The organism is Glutamicibacter sp. GQ173, assembly GCF_059759215.1.
This window is the reverse complement of record NZ_JCAXDT010000008.1, coordinates 70,056-91,615: the sequence shown is the minus strand read 5'-3', so window position 1 is coordinate 91,615 and position 21,560 is coordinate 70,056. Positions and strand designations below refer to the sequence as shown.

The 21,560-nt window shown below is 52.8% G+C and carries 12 protein-coding genes; 6 read left to right on the top strand and 6 right to left on the bottom strand.

All coding sequences use genetic code 11. The features are described 5' to 3' along the window. Positions 1 to 210 precede the first annotated feature (210 nt). Positions 211 to 429, top strand: coding sequence for a hypothetical protein (locus AC6CHO_RS13430; protein ID WP_498215621.1), 219 nt, complete (start codon positions 211 to 213; stop codon positions 427 to 429). Between the two features lie 86 nt (positions 430 to 515). Here the strand turns inward: AC6CHO_RS13430 and AC6CHO_RS13425 are convergent, their stop codons facing one another. Further along, positions 516 to 1,589 carry an alkene reductase gene (locus AC6CHO_RS13425; protein WP_498215620.1) on the bottom strand — a complete coding sequence of 358 codons (1,074 nt, stop codon included), beginning with the start codon at positions 1,587 to 1,589 and terminating at the stop codon, positions 516 to 518. A gap of 303 nt (positions 1,590 to 1,892) precedes the next feature. Here AC6CHO_RS13425 and AC6CHO_RS13420 point away from each other — a divergent pair, with 303 nt between their 5' ends. Continuing rightward, positions 1,893 to 3,401 carry an AAA family ATPase gene (locus AC6CHO_RS13420; protein ID WP_498215618.1) on the top strand — a complete coding sequence of 503 codons (1,509 nt, stop codon included), beginning with the start codon at positions 1,893 to 1,895 and terminating at the stop codon, positions 3,399 to 3,401. A gap of 140 nt (positions 3,402 to 3,541) precedes the next feature. Here the strand turns inward: AC6CHO_RS13420 and AC6CHO_RS13415 are convergent, their stop codons facing one another. The 5 genes from AC6CHO_RS13415 to AC6CHO_RS13395 all read right to left on the bottom strand — a co-directional run bounded on the left by AC6CHO_RS13415 (position 3,542) and on the right by AC6CHO_RS13395 (position 8,551). Then, positions 3,542 to 4,294 carry an SDR family NAD(P)-dependent oxidoreductase gene (locus AC6CHO_RS13415; protein WP_498215616.1) on the bottom strand — a complete coding sequence of 251 codons (753 nt, stop codon included), beginning with the start codon at positions 4,292 to 4,294 and terminating at the stop codon, positions 3,542 to 3,544. Positions 4,295 to 4,413: 119 nt separating this feature from the next. Next, positions 4,414 to 5,796, bottom strand: a complete 1,383-nt coding sequence (locus tag AC6CHO_RS13410; protein WP_498215614.1) for an ABC transporter ATP-binding protein — start codon at positions 5,794 to 5,796, stop codon at positions 4,414 to 4,416. Between the two features lie 2 nt (positions 5,797 to 5,798). Then, a complete protein-coding gene (locus AC6CHO_RS13405; RefSeq protein WP_498215612.1) occupies positions 5,799 to 6,557 on the bottom strand; it encodes an energy-coupling factor transporter transmembrane component T family protein in 759 nt (252 codons plus the stop codon). 9 nt (positions 6,558 to 6,566) lie between these two features. Beyond that, positions 6,567 to 7,373: an ECF transporter S component gene (locus tag AC6CHO_RS13400; protein WP_498215610.1), complete on the bottom strand. Its 807-nt coding sequence runs from the start codon at positions 7,371 to 7,373 to the stop codon at positions 6,567 to 6,569. A 119-nt stretch (positions 7,374 to 7,492) separates the two neighbouring features. Beyond that, entirely contained in the window at positions 7,493 to 8,551 is a 1,059-nt protein-coding gene (locus AC6CHO_RS13395; RefSeq protein ID WP_498215608.1) for a nucleoside hydrolase, read from the bottom strand. Between the two features lie 1,512 nt (positions 8,552 to 10,063). On the opposite strand from AC6CHO_RS13395, the gene AC6CHO_RS13390 reads away from it, so the two are divergent. From AC6CHO_RS13390 to drmB, 4 genes are read left to right on the top strand one after another with little or no spacing between them, the layout of a single operon-like run. Then, positions 10,064 to 14,863: a DEAD/DEAH box helicase gene (locus tag AC6CHO_RS13390; RefSeq protein WP_498215606.1), complete on the top strand. Its 4,800-nt coding sequence runs from the start codon at positions 10,064 to 10,066 to the stop codon at positions 14,861 to 14,863. Beyond that, the gene (locus AC6CHO_RS13385; RefSeq protein ID WP_498215604.1) at positions 14,863 to 16,479 is read left to right on the top strand and encodes a nuclease-related domain-containing DEAD/DEAH box helicase; all 1,617 of its coding nucleotides are present in this window, start codon (positions 14,863 to 14,865) and stop codon (positions 16,477 to 16,479) included. The genes AC6CHO_RS13390 and AC6CHO_RS13385 overlap by 1 nt, the downstream gene beginning before the upstream one ends. A 2-nt stretch (positions 16,480 to 16,481) precedes the next feature. After that, on the top strand, positions 16,482 to 19,580 hold the full coding sequence (locus AC6CHO_RS13380; RefSeq protein WP_498215602.1) for a helicase-related protein: 3,099 nt from the start codon (positions 16,482 to 16,484) through the stop codon (positions 19,578 to 19,580). After that, positions 19,573 to 21,405, top strand: a complete 1,833-nt coding sequence (drmB, locus tag AC6CHO_RS13375) for a DrmB family protein (RefSeq protein ID WP_498215600.1) — start codon at positions 19,573 to 19,575, stop codon at positions 21,403 to 21,405. Before AC6CHO_RS13380 ends, drmB begins: the two co-directional genes overlap by 8 nt. Positions 21,406 to 21,560 lie beyond the last annotated feature (155 nt).

Here is a 21,560-nt window from a genome sequence, read left to right as displayed (position 1 = left end):
ATGTTAGAGCCCCCGACTGATTTTTCACGCCTCACGGGCTACCGAATTAAAAGTGATAGCAGCAAAATTTCTTACTATCACTTTCTGAGAAAGTGATAGTAAGAAAATTCGTACTATCACTTTGGAGGAACCCGTGGCCGATTCCCCTAGTGGCTATGGAATCGAGAAGCGGATCGAAGCGGATCTCGAGTTCCACCGCACCTTTTGCCGGTGTCCGAGAATGACACCTCGCTGCATGCCTGGGAACAGTTTGAGGGCTCTATCCGCATGTCCATCATGTTCGGCGGCTACGAACGCGGGATTCGCAATATGGATGTCGCACGGCATTTCAAGCTGGTGGACACCATCGAAGCTGGCGACAGCGCCGCGGTCAGCGCAGAAATCTCCGAGCATATGCGCATTGCCACCGAGGCCCCGATGGGCTCGTAGGACTACCGCAAAATACTGCAAAGGCCAGCGGCCCCGCCCAATGCACATTGGACGAGGCCGCTGGCATCGCTATTCAGCTGGCGCTATTAGTTCTCCCAGAACGGGTAGTCAATGTAGCCCTTCGGGCCTTCGGTGTAGAAGGTGGCGAAGTCTGGTTCGTTCAGCGGCAGCTGTTCCTTCCAGCGGCGCACCAGATCCGGGTTGGCAATCGCGGGACGCCCAACAACTACGGCGTCTCCCCAGCCTTCGCCGGCCACGCGCGCGGCTTCTTCGTAGGTGGTGATTTCTGCGAAGCCGGTGTTCAGCAGCACCGGTCCGCCGAAGGTCTTGCGCAGCGACTGAACCAGCTCACCGCTTGGTTCATGGTGCAGAATGCTCAAGTTGGCCAGCCCCAGTGGGGCGATGCCTTCCAGCAGCGCGGTGTAGGTAGCCAAGACATCCGCGCGGTCGTTTTCCACGGCGCCCTGGACATTGTGCTCCGGCGAAATGCGCAGTGCGGTCTTGCCGGCGCCGATGGCGTTGGCCACCGCAGTGGCTACCTCGATGACAAAGCGCGCACGGTTTTCAGGGGAACCACCGTAATTGTCGGTGCGGGTGTTGGCCGATGGTGCCAAGAATTCATGCAGCAGGTAGCCGTTGGCGCCGTGCAATTCCACGCCGTCAAAGCCTGCGGCGATGGCGTTGTGCGAAGCGGCCACGAACTCTTCAATGATCCTCGGAAGTTCTTCGGAACCCAGGGCATGGGGAACCGGGTAGGCATGCTTGCCGGTGTAGGTGCGGGACTCGCCTTCAACGGCGATGGCGCTTGGCGCCTCCACGTACTCAGCCCCGGTGGTCTCCGGGTGGGTGACACGTCCTGCGTGCATGACCTGGGCGACGATGAGGCCGCCTTCGGCGTGCACAGCGTCGGTGACCTTCTTCCATCCGGCAACCTGCTCTTCGGTGACCAGACCCGGCTGGCGGACGAATCCCTGGCCGGCAAAGCTCGGGTAGGTTCCTTCGCTGACAATCAGGCCGAGGGATGCGCGCTGGCGGTAGTACTCGACAACGTCAGCATTGGGCACGCCGTCCTTGCCGGAGCGGGAGCGGGTCAGCGGCGCCATGACCAGGCGGTTGGACAGCTTGAGGTCGCCAAGTTCTAGTGGGGAAAACAGATCCATGGGTCGGGCTCCTAAGAATTGTAGATATCCCGTAGAACCGATTCGAGCGGAAGGGTATTCCTCAACCGACTCCCAAGTGAGCGGGATTACGCTTCCGCTTTGCCACCAACTTGAGGTTTGCCTCGTCGATGGGCGCAGCGCGGCGGCGAGTCGAGGGCAAGGCGTTTCACGTCCGCTTGGGGTGGCCGCTGGGAGTCTTCCACGGGAATCGGATCTGGCGGGTGCTCAACGTAATTCGGACATAGAATAACTAACCAAGTCAGGGTCTAGTTCTATTGCCATATTCACTGATAGTCTCTGCTCATGGATGAAGAATTACACGGGTTCATGAAATCTTTTGCCCAATTAGCGAAGCTCGCCGACCAGTTCCAGGAGCATCCCAAGGGACAGCTCTTAGCCCCGGTGCTGGCCGAGCACCTTGGCGTCCATCCCAGCGAAGTGCCGCTGGTCGTTGAGTATTTCGGTTCCCATCGCTTGGCTGACGCGAATATTGTCATGGATCAGTTGACCGGCGTTGACCCGCACTCCAGGGTCATCGGCCTGGCAGGACGTGCGCGCCACCATTTTGATCTCGGCGACCTGGTTGGTATCCAAAGCGAATTCGGAGTCCTTGGCGAACCTTCCTACACGACGTTGGCTGTCGGTCCGGGGAAGCAGCAACGTTTCCTGTCTTTCGGCATCCACTTGTTCACTACAGGGCAAACTCCCATGGCAGTCTTGCTGCGCCAGGCCAATCCGGAATACGGCAAGTCGGAAGCATCGTTGGAAGTCCTGTGCGCCGACGAGTCTCTCGCCGATTCTTTCCTCGCCGCTTTCCGCGAAAAATTGAACAGCACGAGCATCTACCGTGGCCAGGTCATTTCATTCAAGCCAAGCGAATACTCCGAGTCCAATGCCGGCATCAGTTTTCACCAGCGCGAAGAGATCGGTGATGACCAGCTGATCCTGCCTGCGGGTTTGCGTGAGCGGATTGAGGAGCAGGTGCTGGGCATCGGGACGCACCGCGAGGTTCTCATGGCCCATGGATCACACCTCAAGCGCGGAGTACTGTTGTATGGCCCGCCGGGCACTGGCAAGACCCATACAGTTCGCTACCTGGCCTCGGCCGCCAAGGAACACACGGTGATCCTGCTCAACGGCAACACCCTTTCCCTGGTTTCACAGGCCGCGTCCATGGCCCGCGCACTGCAGCCATCCATTGTGGTGCTGGAGGATTGCGATTTGATTGCCGAGGATCGCAGTTTCAGCCATGGGCCGCAGCCGCTGCTCTTCGAAGTCCTAGATTCAATGGACGGACTGGATCCCGACGCCGATGTCTCCTTTGTGCTCACGACAAACCGTGTGGAGTCCTTGGAACGGGCACTAGTACAGCGTCCGGGGCGCATCGACTTGGCGGTGCACATTCCCCGCCCGGATTTCGAAGGCCGCAAGGCGTTGCTTCGGCTGTATGGTTCGAAGCTGAAGCTGACTGGGGAAACCCTGGACACAGTAGCCCAGCTAACCGAGGGCACTACCGCTTCATTCACCCGGGAGGTGATCCGGCGTGCAATTTTGGGTGCAGCGGTTGCGGGAGTCGCCGTCACCGAACGGCACGTGCGCGTCGTGGCAGCAGAGCTCATGGATGATTCGGCGACGCTGACTCGGAACTTCCTCGGCGGAACCGAAGATCCCGGCCTGCCTGAAGAGCAGCAGGACGGGGAAAGCTATGGAACCTTCGGCTGGGCGCCGCAAACCGGCAGCCAGAGTTTCGGATTCATCACGGATGACGCATCGAATTCAGCGGGGACGCCACCGTCATCCGACGACGATTAACACCATTGCCCCTCTGATTCTGTTTCAGAAATCGCGTCCAAGAGACATAGCCGACAAATATTATGGACCTCGAAGGATCGAGGCGCGCAAAGAGCAGATGACGGCACAGGAATGCACCATCACCTGCTCCAGGATATTCACTAGATAGCGGTGTATCCGCCGTCAACCAGGTGGTAGCTGCCGGTGATGAAGGACGCGGCGTCGCCGGCCAGGAAGGCCACCAGCGCGGCGACTTCTTCCGGCTGGCCCAGGCGGTCGATGGGGTGCTTGGATACCAGGGCATCATAGGCGTCCTTCGGCATCTGCTTCAGCAGCGGGGTCTCGATGAATCCGGGAGCCACGCTGTTCACGCGCACCCCTGAGGTGGCATATTCCACGGCGGCGGTCTTGCTCAGACCAACTACCGCGTGCTTGGTGGAGACATAGGCAGAACTGCCGGCAAAGCCGACCGATCCGAGGATCGAGGCCATGTTCACGATAGAACCGCCGCCATTCTCGATCATCGCATTGGCCTGGGCGCGGGTTCCGCGGAAGACGGCGTTCAGGTTCACGGAGATGACCTTGTCCCAATCCTCATCAGTGAGCTCGCCTACCTTGGCGGCACGGCCTCCGATGCCCGCGTTGTTGACGCCGATCTTCAACGGTGCCATGGCGTTGGCTGCCTTGATGGTTTCGTCGATGACAGCCGATGAGCTGGCATCACCGGAAACGGCTACTGCTTCGCCGCCGGCGGCCTTGATGGTTTCCACCGTCGCGGCAGCGGCCTCGGCATTGAGGTCCTGGACGACGACTTTGGTTCCGTTGGCTGCCAGGAGAATGGCAATAGCCTCTCCGATTCCTGATCCTGCGCCGGTCACTACTGCCGAACGATCTGCCACATCATACTGAGCCATGATGCACTCGCTTTCTGTTTCTGGATGGTCACGGGATCTCCGTCGGCCTCATGTCTTTGACGCTACTCCGATCCATTCCATAAGTCGATGACGTGTCAATCAAACCCCTGTCTGCTTCGTCACCATTGGTCCATGCGGTGCACCCGATGGGCAACACTGTCCATGAATTTCCCATCATGGGTAGAAAGAATGACAGCTCCCCCTCGGGACAGCACGGCAGCAATGGCTTCCTTGAGCGTTGCCTCGCCTGCCTCATCCAGGGCCTCGGTCGGCTCGTCCAGCAGCAGAATCTCGGGCTCGCGGACCAGCACGGTGGCCAATGCGGTGAGCCTGCGCGCCGAGGCCGGCAACTCGTAGGGATGGGTGTGGGCGTAGGAGTCCAGTCCCAATTGCGCCAGGACTTCCGGAATACGTTGATGCAGGGAGCTCTTCTTGGGAATCCCGAAAGATACTTCCCGAAGGACCGTGCGTTCGAAAAGCTGATCCGCGGAATTCTGCAGCAGCAGCCCGGTGATCCCTGTGAGGCTCACGGTTCCAGCAACAGGCTGCAGCAAGCCGGCGATGGCTTTGAGCACCGTGGTCTTTCCCGAGCCATTCGGCCCAGCCAGTCCAAGGCATTCCCCGGAGCGGATCTGCAGGTCCAAGTCCTGGACTGCAGGACCGGAGGCTCCCGGATAGGAAAGGCCAACCGATTCCATGCTCAGCATCAAGGGCGCGCCTTCGGCCGGGTGCTGGTGCTGGGTTTCGGTTCTAATCTGATGCTGAGCTGCGTCGGGAATGCTTTGCAGGGTCCCTTGATCCAGGAGCCAGAGCGCGTCCGCCTCCTGCGCCCAGAAACGATGCGTTCGGGCGAGAATCACCAGTGCTGTTCCCTGCGCTCGCAGCAGGCTGATCAGCTCGGAAACCAGCGCGGTGGCCTGCTGGTCCAGTCCCGCTAACGGCTCATCGAGGACCAGGACTTCCGGTTCGGTGATGGCCAGGGCGGCTAGTGCGACAAGGCGCTCCTGTCCACCGGAAAGCTGATCCGGGTGGCGCTGGAGCAGATGATCCAGCCGGAGCCGTTGGGCCAGCGCGGTGACTTTCTGATGCATCTGTTCACGCGGCATCCCTGCATTTTCCAGCGAGAATGCCAGCTCTTCGGCAACGGTTCCACGGATCCCCGATAGGTAGTGTCCAGCATCCTGCGGCAGGAGTCCTACATGCTGTGACCACCGGGCTATGTCGATTCGTGGGGACGAAGAATCGGAGAACTCGACCAGCGAGCCATTCACGCTCAGGGTGCCGGCAAGCTGGTCCATCGAGTGGCGCGGAAGCAGGCCAGCGAGAATCGCACCGAGTGTCGATTTCCCGGATCCCGAGTGCCCGGAAATGACGGTCAAGGAACCGGGCTGCACCTCCAAGTGGATGTCTCGCAGAACAGGCTCTGGCGCATCAAGGTAGGAGAAGGTGTGCAAGTCCAGGCCCAGCGCCGCAGTGCCCTGAGGAATAAGTTTCCGGTCCATGGCTAATTGCCTCCCAACGCTGCAAGAAGCAGGATCAGCATGGGGCCAAGTACCGCGCAGATGGCCGCCGTCCATCGAATGACTCGCTGTACAGGCGAGTCGGGAACGGTGCGCAGTCGGGTATGGGCCCCGTAGGCCGGGAATCCGCGAGCCGAGAGATGAACTGCGCGGTCTTGGGCGTCTTGCATCGAGGCCAAGACGAGAGGGACAGCGCGAAGCCGCACACGCTGGAACCAGCCAGCCACTCCGTTGCCTGTTCCCGCTCCGCGCAAGGCCTGCGCTTCCCCGATCCGTCGTTGCTTCTCGGCCATTTGCGGCAACAAGAACAATGATGCCGCCAGCAGGTATCCCAATTGGGGCGGAACCGGTGACAAGTCAATGGCAGCCACCAGCTGATGTCTATCAATCAGCAGTCCGCAGAGCAGGCCAACCACCACGAGCACTGCTGTACGCAGGCCCAGCGACAACGCCACTTCCAGACCGTGGATGGTCACGCGCAGCGGACCCCACTGCGCAATGGCAGGAGACTGGTCCCGGGAAATCAACCCATGAATCAACAGCAAGGAAAGGAACGTTGGCAGCAGCATGGCACCACTGAGAATTGCCAACTTTTTCAGGTGCCCCGACCATCCAGCGATGAGCAGGCACAGTGCCATGACGGCGCAGCTCAACCACCATAGGCTGGCAGCAGTTGTCATGGTGATAACTGCTACCGCAATAGCCAGAATGGTGAATGGGTGAAGTTTGATGGTGCGGGGCATGGTTGTCGCTTACTCGCTGACGCGCTTTCCCAAGACCCGGTAGCGGCGGACAAAGGCGAAGCTGCCGCTCAAGCGCTTTGGCAACGCGTAGACCAGAAGGGCTGCGACCAGGAAGACCACTGCCTTATCCCCTGGATCCGAAATCAATGCCTGCTTGGTGACGGCAGAGAGCAGCGAGTCACCCATGGAGCTAAAGGCGGCAACCAATGCGCCGGTACCCACGCCCGAGGTGCCACCGTAAACAAAGGTCGCTACTGGCGAGGAAACCACGCCAACGAGAACACCGGCAACTAGACCAGCAACTGGCGCCAGGTAGATGCGACGCAGTGCACCGAAACGTGCAGCGGTTCCCGCAAGGAAACCGACAAGTGCTGCACCGGCTGCGAACGGCAATACAGTTGGTGCGAACAACGACCAAACCAAGGTGCTCAGTACACCGGTGGCAGCACCTGCACGACGTCCTGCCAGGAAGCCGACAATAACCGTTCCGATGGAGTCGATGTAGAGAGGGATCATTACCGAGCCGACAAACTGTCCAAGGATGATGTTCAGTGCCAGTGCTACTGGAATCAAGGTCAAGGTGGAGACAGGAAGATCAGGCAATACAGCCAGCAACAGAAGAACAGCGGCGGCAAGGTAGGCGGCGAAGGTACCGAGGGCAACGCCCTGTCCCAGTCCCTCGACGATTCCCATGGGCTGGGTGATGATCAAGGTCAGGTACGTTGCCACGAGGATAACGGTTCCTGCGATGGCCAAGAGCCGGCGGCGTAGAGTTTGCGACGAAGATTCGTCGGGCAAAAGAAGATTTGATGACATGATGAATCAGTCCTGGAGTACGAGATTGACTGCGCACCAAGGAGCTGGCTGGCACGCGCGAGTTACGGGTCTATGTCACCTCGACCCGATAGACGATTCTAGCCCAACCGTCTTGGCCTTCAGGAATCCTTGGATAGCTTCCGGGCCAAGACTCCCAGGCTCCTCACCAGTTCCTCAAAGCCTGCTTCTGGGTCATTGTTAGTGACCACGTGGGCATTCGCCGGTTTGCCCCACAGGCCACGGAAGTCGGCAACAGTGGTTCCGAACAACAATTGTGATTCTGTCTCGACGTCAATGGTGGCAGGACGAGTTTCGTATTCAAGGGTTCCGGCGGCAACGCCGGCGGCAAAGTAGTCATGGACGTGGGCAATATAGCCCTGGTCGTAGTGCCGGTGGAACTCGAAGTAGAACCGCAAAGCATCGGAAAGGTAGCGGACAAGCGGATTGGATGCCTTGCTCAAGGTACCTTCCGGATCGCTGGCTTGTACCAATTCGGGTGCATCGCATCCCGCTTCCTCAGCCAACTTGGTCAGGAACTCGGGCTGCATCTCGAAACGCTCGGTGGTGTCCAGCGAGCAGACGATGGGAAGCTTCTCGGATTCGAGACCCTGTTCAGCAGCTGCAGTGTAGGCGGCAAAAACTTCCTTGGTTGCATGCGGATCCACGTGGGTGTTCCACTCAGCTGTAGGCGTGGTGTTGCCTTGGTAGTAGAAGGCACCGCCCATAATGACTACTTTGCGCAGTAACCATGGAAGCTTTGGTTCGCGGCGCAACGCCAGCGCGAAGTTGGTCAGCGGTGCGGTCAAAAGGACAGTAAGTTCACCGGGGTTGGCGCGGGCCGCTTCAATCCAACAGTCCACGGCGCCAGTGTCAGCAATGGAACTGGGGCCAAGATCAGGCAAGGTCGCATAACCAACGCCTTGAGGGCCATGGGTTTCCGGTGTTGTCACTAACGGAATTTCCAGGGGCTCACAGGCGCCGTTGAGGACCGGAACATCAGACTTACCGCAAAGTTTAAGAAGTGCACGATTGTTCGCGGCGACTTGCTCGACATCAACATTGCCTGGGGTACTGGTGACTCCCTCGATCTGCACATGATCGAGGGAGCAGAGGTAGGCCAAGGCCAAGGCATCGTCGATGCCGGTGTCGCAGTCAATTAGGAGACGCACCTGACTCATCTATTTAGGCAGTCCTTGCAATTAGGCAATGGTTTTTGAACACGAAGTAGCCTTTGCTCTCTTTCAAATATGCTCCGCAACGCCGGGCCAATACATCCGAATTTGCAACGCAATTTATCGGCTGATACAGACGCTCCGAATCTAATCCGAGGTCATGCTATTCACGCTAAACTTAATGCCGATCGACTTTACTTCAAGTCAAGCACCCGACTCATCCGACAGATACACGTGCAAGTGCAGTCAGCGGTTTCAATAACAAACACAAGCTACAAGTCAGACTAATACTGGTACCATCGAAAATTGCCGGAATCGAATGCAACTCGGTGACCATCCAAGGCAATTTCAAGTTTGAACGAGTCAAGGCGCCTCAGACTATGTTGCGACCGAGTGCTTTGGCACAAACTACGCAACTCTGAACCGGAAAGATAACCTTCCAGTTGCAGCCACCCGCGCGCATAAGACGCTCGATACTCAGTAACTGGGACGTTTCGGTTGGTATCAGGTTCGCCAAACTCTCTTTTGCAAGCTCCGCATCTGTACAGGGGAATCTTCCGTTTCCGCTTTTTAATATTCGAAGCTTTGCAAAAGAAACAGCGATGAAGAGTTTTAGTCCCAGGACCAACGTCTATTGATTGAATAGTTGAGAGGCCGATGCTCTCCTTCTTGTTCCAGAGCAGGATGGTATCTCCGATTTCGAGCTGCGAGTGGTTCGGCACAGTACTGTCCCACAAGTAGTGAGTGCTGAGCTCATCCTCGTATCCATCGTTTCCGCCAAATGCTCGGTCATCCCCGACGGCCAGCAATAGCCACGCAGAGCGTTGCCCCTCTAATTCTCGAGAATTCATAAGTTTATCTTCGCGGATTTCATACCCGAAAGTCCACATCAAATAAAAATGACAGTATGCCAGTCCGTTGCATCAAAAGTAGGGCCCTCCACATGAAGACCGCAGTTTCCCTCCTGTTCACCATGCGAGGAGCATCTTCATGGTGAAACCCGTCCCAGGTGCGAGGCAAGCGCTCAATTTATCACTCTTTGTCTAAAGCTCGCCACATGTTCTCATGAGGACTCAATTATCGAGGAACGTCAGCATCTCACGAAACATGCACCTATGTGAGGAACAATGTCGCAACGTGATTTAGAGATAAAGCCACAGGCAACTTGATTTAGCGAAGCTCGAAACGTTCACCTGGCAAAACCGCAAATCAAGGTCATGAACTTCTTAAACGAGGGAATTTCAGCCACCAAAACGTGCACTACAAGCAACTCAGGACAGTGCAGGTCAATATTCAACGGTGGGTTTCAAAGAATTTCTTTGTTCTTCATGTCGGTTTCGCTGACTAAGTCGCCTATATTTTGAATCAGTGAAATCTTGATCAGCAATGAAACATGAAAAATTTCTTGAAGAAGTGTTATTGGGTGCAAGATATATCCAAAATGTCCACTCGCTCAGATAGTGTTTGTTTCAACCAATCAAACCGGTGTAACTGGTCTCTACGCACAGGGGAATGATAGTGACGAATTCAGCGACTGAAGTTAATATTGAGCTTGCCGATTACATCGAGGCTCAGCTTGAACGAGCCATCGGCGTATACCTTGAGGATGCCGACCTCCTTGAAGAGCACGCAAATCTCGAAAATTCACTTATGACAAGTGGGTATGCTTCACGTCAAGTTATTGAGCTTGTACAAAATGCGGCAGATGCCTTACTCCGGGATGGCAAAAACGGAAAGGTCGCACTGCGACTCACTAGTGACGCGCTTTACGTGGCGAATGAGGGTGCCCCGATCGATCAAAAAGGGACGCGCGCACTTACTCACGCATATTTAAGCAGCAAAACGGGCGATGAAATTGGGCGGTTCGGCCAAGGATTCAAATCAGTACTCGCAATCACTTCAAATCCACAGATTTTCAGTTCATCTGTATCCTTCGAATTCAACGCAGAACGAACGAGACAATTCCTCAGAAGGAGGCTCAGTGGCGCTACTGGGCTCCCAATCCTCCGCGCTCCTTGGCTAATGGACAGCGCGAAAGAGATATCCGGTGATCCAAACCTCAAAGAGCTCTTGTCATGGGCTACGACAGTGATAAAGCTTCCCCTACGCGAAGGCTCTGAAAACGTCGAGAAACAACTTCAAGAATTCCCGACACGCTTCCTTCTTTTTGCGAAGCACGTCGAGGTCCTAGAGATTGAGATCTACAAAGAGAACGAAGAAAATGTCCGTTATTCTCACACCTGCAAAGCGGACGTAGACCGACCCGACATTTACTCGGTTACTCAACCCGACGGAACGGCTGAAGAATGGAGACTCGCTGAAGCAACACATCGTCCATCTGAAAAAGCTAAACAGCAAATCGGCCTCGCTACAGTACGCGATGAAATACGAATAGCGTACGCTGCACCGCTTAAGATTTCTCAGTCTGGAAGATTAGGGTCCTTTTGGGCCTACTATCCGTTACAAGAAGCTACTTCGGCATCTGGAATTTTCAACGCACCATGGGCTTTGAGCGAGGATCGCACGACCTTACTCCGGACAACTTACAACGACGAAATTCTAGACGCCCTAGCTAAGATTTTTTTGGAAACAATAGTTTCGTTAAGCACTCCGGACAGCCCATCGAATCACCTGTTGTATCTCCCATCGCGCGACCTCGAGATTAAGGGATACAGCGACAGTCGACTTACAACGCTTATCCCGGCACTCGCCGCAAGTACCGCTCTGATCCCAGACCAAAACGGCATTCTTAGGAAGCCAACCGAGCTTCGTCATTTGTCCTTTTCAACTGAGTTCTTCAGCTGGCAGTCCGCAAAAAACGCTCCGGCATGGCATCAAAAGTGGCAGGAGAACCTAAAGCAGGATGTACTTGTACCGCATTACAGTACATACGGCGACTTACAGAAATTCCCTCGAGTTAGGCAGTTATTTCTGGAAAGCTATTTTTCTGAAGCGTTTGAATCTAATGGACAAATCATCCAGAGGAAATCACGCCCGGACTTTTCAATTATTCCGTCTACCCCGCTCAACCATTGGTTGGAGATGCTGGTCAACGATGAAAAAGATTATGAGGGAATGTCAGTCGCCCTTCGACTCTTGGAGCTGATTCCAGACGCTGCCTCTCAGAAAAGTGGTGGTTCAGCAAAAATCATCCCGACTAATTTGGGGCTCGCGTCACCCGCTCAAGGTAGTTCCGTATTTGTTCCAATATCAGATGACGACGAAATGGATTTGCCTGGAGTCCAGCTCGTTTTGCCGAGTTTCTTAGACTTCGAACGCGTTCCTTTGGCGCTTAGGCATTTCGGGTTTGAAACCGTTAACCCTGGGGACTTCACCAAGCATCTGTTTAATTCTCTGAGCTCCACCTCTCTTGACTCTGAGTGGTTACGCGCTTGGGATTCGTTACTAAACGTAGCTTCAACGCATTGGGTACCGCTCCTTAAAAGAGTCTTTGATGATCGACAAATCAAGGTGCTAACTCTTGCAGGGACTTGGCGTTATGCTTCTGAATGTTTCGTTTCGACAACCAACTCCCCAAATGTAAATTTTGCAGACCCTACCTCCGTCGTGGATTCGAAAATTTGCCCTCCGGACCTTGCCCGAATGGCTGGCGCGCTGTCAAACGCAGTCGCTCTATACGATGTTCAGAGTGAGCCCCTCTTTACTGCGTACCTCGATTGGGCACGCGCGGAGCTTCGACGTGCACACCCGGATCTGCCCGTAGGAGAACTTATAGAAGCAGAATTTGCTGATTCGCGGGGACCTGGTCCGATTTCGTTCTTCCAGAAATTTGCCAAAGACGGCTACGAACTGAGTGCATCCGAGTGGAGTGCCTCACTGCTCAAATTGACCAACCCTACGACTCGTCATTGGGAAATACTTGCAGGCGACAAATGTGCCCTCAAAGTACTAGCACCGCACCTTTGGGCAATAAAGCAATACGGCTACCTTCAAACATCGCTCGGGTTGTTCAAGACCAATGAGGTGCTGGGACCCAGCGCAATGTCATACGGAGCGCACTTTCCCGTTGCGATTAGCCCCTCGGCTCGCGACCTGCAATTACCTGATACACCTGAAGACTTCTCTATTGCGCATTGGATCAATTTCTTTGGATCAGTCCGTACGCAAAAGATTTCCAATACAAAGGAGCAAGGCGAATTTTCGAAGCTCGTACTTTCTGGAATGCGTTTTCTAACGGAATCTTCGGGCTCTCCGAAGAACGTACCAGCAATCTCCAGAGGAGAAGTTTCAAGCTATCGCGTAGACGAAGTTCAGCTTGTTGTCGGTGAGACGGAATTTGAACAGATCCAAGACCTCGGCGTCCCCTACTTACTCGCGGATTCGGACTCCTCTCGCGATGAGCTTTGTTCACTCACTCCTTTCAAGAATGCTTCGTCTTCAATTTCGATCAGCGTTGAACGTATCCCATCAACTGACCAAGAACTGGTAACGGATAGATTCCCTGCTCTAGCCAAATATCTTGATGATTCACAGCAACAAGTTTCTTTACAGTATTGCTCCGTTCTATCTCGCCGAATAAATTCTTTTGGAGGAGTAAAACCAGAAAACCTCAAATCAGACTACTTCGGTGGAACCGTATACCTCATTGATGGGCTCGATGAGCAAGAAACGCTCGCGCGTGTGATCGGTCAGCTCGGTATCAGTCTTTCGATAATTGAACAAGACAACATACTACGAGAAGTCGAAGACCAAAGAAATTCCCTGCTACGAGAGCAGTGTCGTATTGCTCCGAATGATGCGGCTCGTTTATCCCTACTGGCAAACAACGAGAAATTGGAAGAGCTGCTTCCGCAGGGTTTGAAGAATTCACTGCTGGAGTTTGATGTGACGATTAACGATTCAAACGTCGCGCAAGTCTACTTAGATACTTACGGTTACGGCGCGTTAAGTACATTGAGGAAACACCTTGAGTTTCGGGGGCTGAATCCGCCTACGTCTTGGGCTGGGTCTTCATCTGCAGTTCGATTTGTGCAGTCGCTTGGATTCGATCTTGCGTATGCAGGAGAGTCAACTCGCACACCCCCCGCGACAGAAATGGTGCTGGGACGGCCTGGCCTCCATAAGCTGCATGATTATCAAGAAGCTGCATTCTTGGAAATACGCGAAGTGCTAACATCTCCTCATGATTTTGCGGACAAGGGTATGGTCGAGCTTCCCACGGGTGCCGGCAAAACGCGTGTAGCTGTAGAATCTGTTGTTCGCCTCTTTTTGTCCAATGAACTCACAGGGCCAGTTTTGTGGATTGCAGAATCTGACGAGCTCTGCAGCCAAGCTGCTGAAACTTGGTCCGAAGTCTGGCGTGAATTTGCAGATTCCAGATCTCTGACCATTGCCAGATTCTGGGGTCCTCGACAAGTCGAGCGACCTTCGACAGAACTATCAGTAGTTATTGCAACTGACGCAAAATTGAGGCAAAATCTTCCGCTGAGATCATCAGATAGATCAGACACTTTTGAATACAGTTGGTTAGAAGAGGCCACAGCACTTATCGTCGACGAAGGCCACCGCGCTACATCACCGACGTACACCGAAATCTTCAAGTTCTTTGGTACGAATAGGCCACAGGGAAAAGCTAAACGTCCTCTACTGGGCTTGTCAGCTACTCCGTTCAAAGGACGATCCGCCGACTTGACTAAGAACCTCGCATCTAGATTCGGAAAAAACCTAATTACCACCTTGGGTGACGATCCAATCAAGGAGCTGCAGCAGCGCGGAGTTCTCGCGCATGTCGAACACGAATTTTTGGAAGGCACAACCATCGACCTTTCTGGAATTGACATTCACAGACCGGACAGCAACCTAATGAACAGCTCCGCCATGGATCTAGTCCGAGAAAAAGTCAGCTCAGACAGCGCGCGAACCAAACGTCTGATAGAGCATATTTTGTCTCGTCCTCGTGACGAATCTATTTTGGTGTTCACGTCTTCAGTGCTTAACGCGCAAGTCGTTGCTGCGTTGCTAAAGAACCAAGGAACTAGTGCAGCCGCTATTAGCGGCGAGACCAAGACGAACCTAAGACGTGCGCTCGTCCAACAGTTCAAGGCTGGAGAAATTCAAGTCCTAGTTAACTGCGATGTTCTGCTTCAGGGATTCGATGCTCCAAAAGTCAGAACACTTTATGTAGCTAGGCCTACGTTCAATCCGAATCGTTATGTCCAGATGGTCGGGCGAGGGCTCCGTGGCCCGGAAAATGGCGGAACAGAAAGATGCTTGATCGTTGATCTACAAGATGAGCTTCTAGGAACAACTTATGAATTGGCCTATAGAGGTTTTACCACGCATTGGAAAGGTGAATAATGAAAGTGTTTCCCGACGTTCGCTATCTAGAAAGCACCAGCAACGCTGAAGTGCGAATTGGGCACCTGCTCAATGCCATACAATCCGAAGAAGAGGATTTCGCTTATCATTCTTTTGCGTTGAACAAACATGAATACAAAAAAATGGGGGAAATTGACTTCGTTATCGCATTCAAAGGTTCTGTAATAATTCTTGAAGTTAAAGGCGGAAGACTGCGGCGAGAAAATGGTATGTGGGCATTCACTAATCGTCACGAAGAAACGAACTACAAGAGCGAAGGTCCATGGGAGCAGGCGCGCAGTGCCATGTTCTCGTTCAAGAGTAAGTTTGACAAACTTATCCCTTCTAACCACATCAGCTACACCTACATGGTAGCTACCCCGGATGCGGATCTCTCCGCGGACCTTGAGCATGAAACTTGGCAGTGGCTCGGCCCTCAAGACATGAGCCCTTCAGCGATTCAAAAGAAACTCGAAGTCGCCTCGAAGCAGGCCCGTCGAAAGCCCCAGTCCAGCAAATTCGATGTGGCGCCTTATTGGAAGCCAGATCATGCCTCGATTTCAAAACTACGTAATTTGTTGACAAAGAAGATCGACGGAAGAGTTCCGTTGAACAACTACATTGTTGGGCTGGAACACGAGCGGCTAGTGCTGACAGAAAAACAGACGCGTACAATCCAAAAGCTAACAGTCGCGCCCCGGGTCAGCATCTCAGGTGGAGCCGGGACCGGGAAAACCGTTATAGCAGCCGAATGTGCGCGAAGAGAAGCGTCTAAAGGTGCTGAGGTCGCTTTCGTTTGCCAATCATTAGGTGTTCGCGAAAAAATTAGCGAAATACTTCAAGACACTAGCGTCAAGGTACTCGACCTAGACTCGCTCAATGAAATAAACACGAAATTCGATGTGCTGATTATTGATGAAGGTCAAGACTTAATTAACGATAGCGCGCTGGGGATCCTCGACAACGCGCTTCGCCAAGGCTTCATAGATGGAAAGTGGCTCCTTTTCCTTGATGAGAACAACCAGATACTAAACGAAAGAGATTTCGATCCTGAGATTTACCAGGATTACGTTAAGGCAAATTCGATTCCATGGCCCCTGGACGAGAACCTAAGAAATACAAAGTCAACCGTTACTTTTGTGCACAGCCACCTCGCAGCTGACATAGGTGATCCTTCCGTTATAATTCACGGCCCATCATCTCGAATTCGAGTTGTAAAGAATAATCTTTTGGACGTCATAAAATCTGAATTAAATGAAGAGATTCATCGTTTAGTAACTACTGAAAATATCTCTTTAGAGGACATTTGGGTTATTACCTGCAAGGATACGTCAACCCAGTCTGTGCTTAGAGATGCCCTATCCGCATCCAAGGACTCATTTAATAGCCAAAGTGGGCGGGTCCGTTTCACAACGGCCCATGAAGTTAAGGGGCTAGAAACTCCGGTCGCTCTCATAATTGATGTTGAAAATCTTGGCGTCGAAGAGATGCCCAAAGTTTATGTGGGATTTACACGCGCGAGTTTGTATATGTGCGCCTACGTTAGTCCGGCGGCGAAAGCTGAAATGGAAACGAATCTAAGAAATACCTACGCTATTAACAAAGGTGTAAATTGAAAATGACAACTACAGAAGTCGTTGATTTTCTTCGCCGTTCATATATGGGCCCACTTAACGGCGAGTCAGAGTGCAGTACCCGTCGCCCCGACAAAACCTATCTAGTTGGGACCTTATACCCAACGAGTTCTGCCGAGGAGACTGAAAACCACGACGGAGAAGATACCGCGGTCGAAGTTGCGATTGACGAGTGGGAGGACCCAATTGTAGAACTTTCGAATGCTTGGTCCCCTTCAACTGCTGCTATGTCCTTCATACATACTGGTACTTCAATCGCATGCTCAGTCAAATTCGGAACTTATTCCGAAAACAAAATCAAAGGCGAAACGACAACTTGGCAGCGCTCCCAGTGGGTTTTTAGGGATATATATCTTTCTCCATCAGCGCCCACATGGAATGACCAGCTAAGTTCTATATACGATGTGCAGCTAACCTCGAAGTGGCGAAAAGTAGGAAGCGATTCGTGGCTGGTTACTGTTGCTTTCAGAAACATGAAAGCAATTGAAAATGCTCCACAAGTGACGGTTTCAGCCGAAGATTGTATCTATCAAGTAGGTGTCAACGCCGCAAGCTTCGATGGCGCAGTCCTTCCATACCGGTCAACCAGCGATTTGAATCAAAACGACGAAGAGATTGAGCTAGCTCTTCGTTTCAAGGACGCTCGAACTTACGCCGTTGGACACGGAATTTCTGTGGCCTGGACAATCGAGAACGAATCAGTCCAGGTCTGCTTGGACCCACTGCCTGACCATGTTGTACCTTCAATTAGCGCTAGAGAGGGAACAGGCGAACAAGCATTTTTCCTATCTTTTTTGTCGGAGATTGATAAAAACTCTAGTGAAGTTTGTGATTCGCTAACAACCTTCGTGAATGACTACAGCCGCTGGTCGAAAGATGAGCGTACGAAGTATCAATCTGAAGATGTCGAGTGGGTCGCTGCTGGAGACCGAATAGTCGCTCGTCAGGAGCACGTGATCCGGCGGATGCATGAATCTATCGCTGCTTTACAAACACCTGAAAATGAACAACTTCGGCGATCCTTCGCTTTAGGAATGACGGCAATGCGTGAACAGATGCTTCAAAGCACGTTCAACGCCAATGGCACTCCGGAGAGAGTCCGCACGGAAGAATTCGATCTTGCGAATGAACCTAAGTGGCGTCCTTTCCAGCTTGGCTTCATTCTTACTTCACTGCTCAGTTCTCTTGACGCACGCCATTCCGATCGGTCTACAGTCGACCTGATATGGTTCCCAACCGGCGGAGGCAAAACAGAGGCATATCTAGGTTTGGCAGCGATTGTGATGTGGTGGCGAAGGTTCGAGCACGGCGCCAGAGGGGCAGGAACTGCTGTGCTCACTCGCTACACGCTACGATTATTGGCAGCGCAGCAATTTCAGCGCACTGCCGCGTTAATCTGCGCGATGGAAAAAATTCGACTCGAGGACTCACGCTCCGGAAATGTTTCAGCATTTAGCATTGGACTGTGGGTCGGAAATTCTACAACCACGTCGACGTCAAAATTGGCCCTGGAACAGCTCGATGAATTGTACAAGGTAAGTATTCCTGAGAACCCTTTTCAGATAACACAATGTCCTTGGTGCGCCACTCGTCTTCTCCCCGAGCAAAAGTCATCAGATCATAGCAAATACGGGGCCAAAGCCGTGGCCGGCAAGCTCGTGCTTCACTGCATTTCTTCAGATTGCCCTTTCAGCAATCGTCTCCCTGTCGAAGTTGTGGATGAACAAATCTATGAGAATCCGCCAACTATTGTCCTTGGCACTGTCGACAAATTTGCGCGTATCACGTTCGTAGCCGAGAGCGGCCGCCTATTCGGTGGCAGTTCAGGTTATATTCCACCTTCACTCGTTATCCAGGACGAGCTTCATCTTTTGTCTGGCCCTCTCGGCACCACCGTAGGAATTTTCGAAACTGCGGTTTTGCAGATATTGAGGTTAAACGGCGGTGTGCCCAAGATCGTTGCCTCAACCGCGACTATCAAAGAAGCTGAACACCAAGTCAAGGCTCTCTACGGATCGAAAGTCGAGATTTTCCCCCCTAGCGGAGTATCTCAAGATGATAGCTATTTCGCTTCAATCGATAGATCCAAACCAGGACGACGCTACATTGGCTTAATGCCGCAGTCGTTCACGCAAAGTACGTCAATGGTGCAAACCATGAGCGCGTTGCTGGAAGTTCCTGAGAGAGTAGAAGGCATCAACCAAGATGATTATTGGACGGTTGTTGCCTATCACAACAGCCTTCGTGAGCTAGGCCGAACAGTAACAATTGTTCAGGATGACATCAAGTCTCGTATGGCCGTGAGAAGTTCGACCATCAATCCTACGCGTCAACTAAGGGACACCGTTGAGCTGACCGGACAGGTCCCTGCTTTCGAACTTACGCAAGCGCTTGACCGATTGAGCATTCCCGCCCCAAATGCACACGCGGTAGATGTCGTGGTGAGCACGAGCATGCTCTCCGTGGGAATCGATGTACCCCGTCTGGCCCTGATGCTCATGAATGGGCAGCCAAAATCGACGTCTGAATATATTCAAGCTACAAGCCGAGTCGGTCGTGGCTCGGTACCCGGAGTTATCGTCACGCTCTATCGCCAATCTCGCCCTAGAGACCGCTCGTATTACGAACAGTTCCATGCCTATCATGGCGCGCTCTACAAATATGTAGAACCAACCAGCGTAACACCATGGTCAATTTCTTCCCGTCGTAGAACCTTAGCAAGCGTGCTCATAGCGATGTATCGGCACTTATCAGGATTTGCATCCAACTCTGGAGCCGCATCGTTCGCGCCTGAACAGGCCATCGTGTCAAGGATTACCTCAGTAATTTCTGAACAAGTGCAGAAGTCCGATCCCCGGGAACGAGAGAGCGTAGAGGCAGAATTGCGTTTATTACTCAATCAATGGGAACAACGGCTCGCCGATAATCCTGACCTCAAATACGAAGGACACGGTAAAGAAGCTTCGCTCACGAAGCACCCATTAGCCTTCGGCGAAGGTTGGTCCGTAATCAATTCGATGCGAAACGTCGATAGCGGGACTGCCGTTATCGTGGCTGGCGAAAGGTCAGAAAAAAATGTCTAGTAACAAAAACACACGCCAAATTCGCCACAGTGAAACCGTCTATCCATATGGCCCTGGAGCAATTGTGGATATCCTCGGCGAGTCATTCGTTGCGCCCGACATTACTCATTGGGAAAAGAAATATCTAAAGCAAATGACATGCCCGCGTTTGGAGCGAGAGCTCAGCGTACCAACATTGAAGACTGCCCCTTCTGGCGCTTCATTTGACGATGCGGTCAAGACACCATTGACTTTTAGCCGCTTTCCGAAGTGGCGCTTTTGCCAAAATTGCGGGCTGATGTCTAACAAAATGCAGGTCAAGAACGGCATCACTTACAACCGGTGCCGGACCTGTGACGGAAAAATGGTTCCCATGCGCTACGTCGCTGCCTGCAGCAAAGGAAGCCACCTTCAAGATGTACCTTGGCGTGCTTGGGTCCACAAGAAGGGAAATTCAAATGAGCAGAGACTATGTCAGGACTCTGATAACTTGATTTTTTCCACTAAGGAAGGCGTCGATGAATCGTTGGGAGCGGTGTTTGTTACCTGTCGTTCTTGCAAAGCAAACCGTAGCCTGATGGAGCTTAACGCTGAGAAATCTCTACATAGAGATGGCTTCAAATGCTACGGTTCGCAGCCCTGGGAAGGATTCAGAAAGAGCTCAGCCTGCCCCGAGGAATTACATGCTGTGCAGCGCGGCTCCACAAGCCTTTACCGCCCCGAGATCGTTTCGGCCATTGATATCCCCGAAGTAAGTTCCCCCACGTTAGATCTGCTTGACAAAGTACGTGAACATCCAACATTCACACCATTGAAAGCGCTCATTGAATCTGAAACGGCTGAAGTGCTAGCAAGAATGATCGCGGATGAGCTTTCGAGCAATGGGTACCCGATTGATGTTGCCCGCGTGCTCTCGATCGCCAGGGATCCATCCGGTGCAGCGGAAACTCTTCAAGTAATGACTAACCTGCTCAGCGGAGAATGGTCTGCATTTGAAAAATCGCTTAGCTCGAATCCGGGGGAACAAATAGCCGATTTTAACGTCGAGAACGTTCCTTTTTCTCAAGGTCAAGCAATTCCATTAGCACTCTCTCAAAGGGTAAGCGCTGTCGGTGCGGCTCGTCGGCTTCGAGAAGTGCGAGTCGTTCGGGGTTTCACTCGGTTCAAACCGGAAGCAAAAATGCTACGCGTCGATTTGAATAAGGAAAGCCAGTTGAACTGGTATCCCGCTGTCGAGCAATTTGGAGAAGGTGTCTTCATTCGTTTTGATGAAGAGTCTGTTCGGGCATGGGAACAACAGCAAGGCGTTGCGGTCCGCGTCAAGATGATTGCGAACCGACTTCTAGACACTTATCGAGCTCAAGATGCTTCTAAGATTTCTGCCCGATGGATAATGCTGCATTCCTTGGCCCATCTCTTGATCCGTAGTTTTGAATCACAAAGTGGATATCCGGCAGCTTCAATCAGGGAGAGAATCTACGCAATTCCAGAAGGGATCGATCCACAGTGTGGAATTCTTATCTACACGAGTGCAGGTGATCGCGAAGGAACTCTAGGCGGATTGGTGCGGCTTGCCGAGCCGGAATATCTGTCAAAGATTTTGCTTAAGGCCATCGAGTCTTCCGATACCTGCTCCAACGATCCCGTTTGTGGTGAGTCGGTCGGACAGGGTCTCTTCGGCCTAAACCTGTGTGGCTGCCACGGTTGTCTTTTGACAGCCGAAACATCCTGCGAAAATGGTAATGTCTATCTTGATCGACGTTTACTAACGAATCTTGATACTCCTGATGCCTCGTTCACCGGATTCTTTGACGATGTTCTCTCTGAAGCACGTAGTTTATTCTAGCTTTAAAAACTTTGACCATAACAGCGTCGCTGTTCCTGCCCCCTATGGTGCGAGCAGCGACGCGCTGTCAAAAAACTTGATTATTGCCGCCATGGACGATTCTTCAACTGATTGACGGCATCACGAGTTGAGTTCAAAATGCCCAGCTCCTGAAT

What these genes read in the sequence shown, in the direction of transcription:
- AC6CHO_RS13425 (WP_498215620.1), bottom strand. Translation starts at nt 1,589, where the DNA reads ATGGATCTGTTTTCCCCACTAGAACTTGGCGACCTCAAGCTGTCCAAC.
- AC6CHO_RS13420 (WP_498215618.1), top strand. Translation starts at nt 1,893, where the DNA reads ATGGATGAAGAATTACACGGGTTCATGAAATCTTTTGCCCAATTAGCG.
- AC6CHO_RS13415 (WP_498215616.1), bottom strand. Translation starts at nt 4,294, where the DNA reads ATGGCTCAGTATGATGTGGCAGATCGTTCGGCAGTAGTGACCGGCGCA.
- AC6CHO_RS13410 (WP_498215614.1), bottom strand. Translation starts at nt 5,796, where the DNA reads ATGGACCGGAAACTTATTCCTCAGGGCACTGCGGCGCTGGGCCTGGAC.
- AC6CHO_RS13405 (WP_498215612.1), bottom strand. Translation starts at nt 6,557, where the DNA reads ATGCCCCGCACCATCAAACTTCACCCATTCACCATTCTGGCTATTGCG.
- AC6CHO_RS13400 (WP_498215610.1), bottom strand. Translation starts at nt 7,373, where the DNA reads ATGTCATCAAATCTTCTTTTGCCCGACGAATCTTCGTCGCAAACTCTA.
- AC6CHO_RS13395 (WP_498215608.1), bottom strand. Translation starts at nt 8,551, where the DNA reads ATGAGTCAGGTGCGTCTCCTAATTGACTGCGACACCGGCATCGACGAT.
- AC6CHO_RS13385 (WP_498215604.1), top strand. Translation starts at nt 14,863, where the DNA reads ATGAAAGTGTTTCCCGACGTTCGCTATCTAGAAAGCACCAGCAACGCT.
- AC6CHO_RS13380 (WP_498215602.1), top strand. Translation starts at nt 16,482, where the DNA reads ATGACAACTACAGAAGTCGTTGATTTTCTTCGCCGTTCATATATGGGC.
- drmB (WP_498215600.1), top strand. Translation starts at nt 19,573, where the DNA reads ATGTCTAGTAACAAAAACACACGCCAAATTCGCCACAGTGAAACCGTC.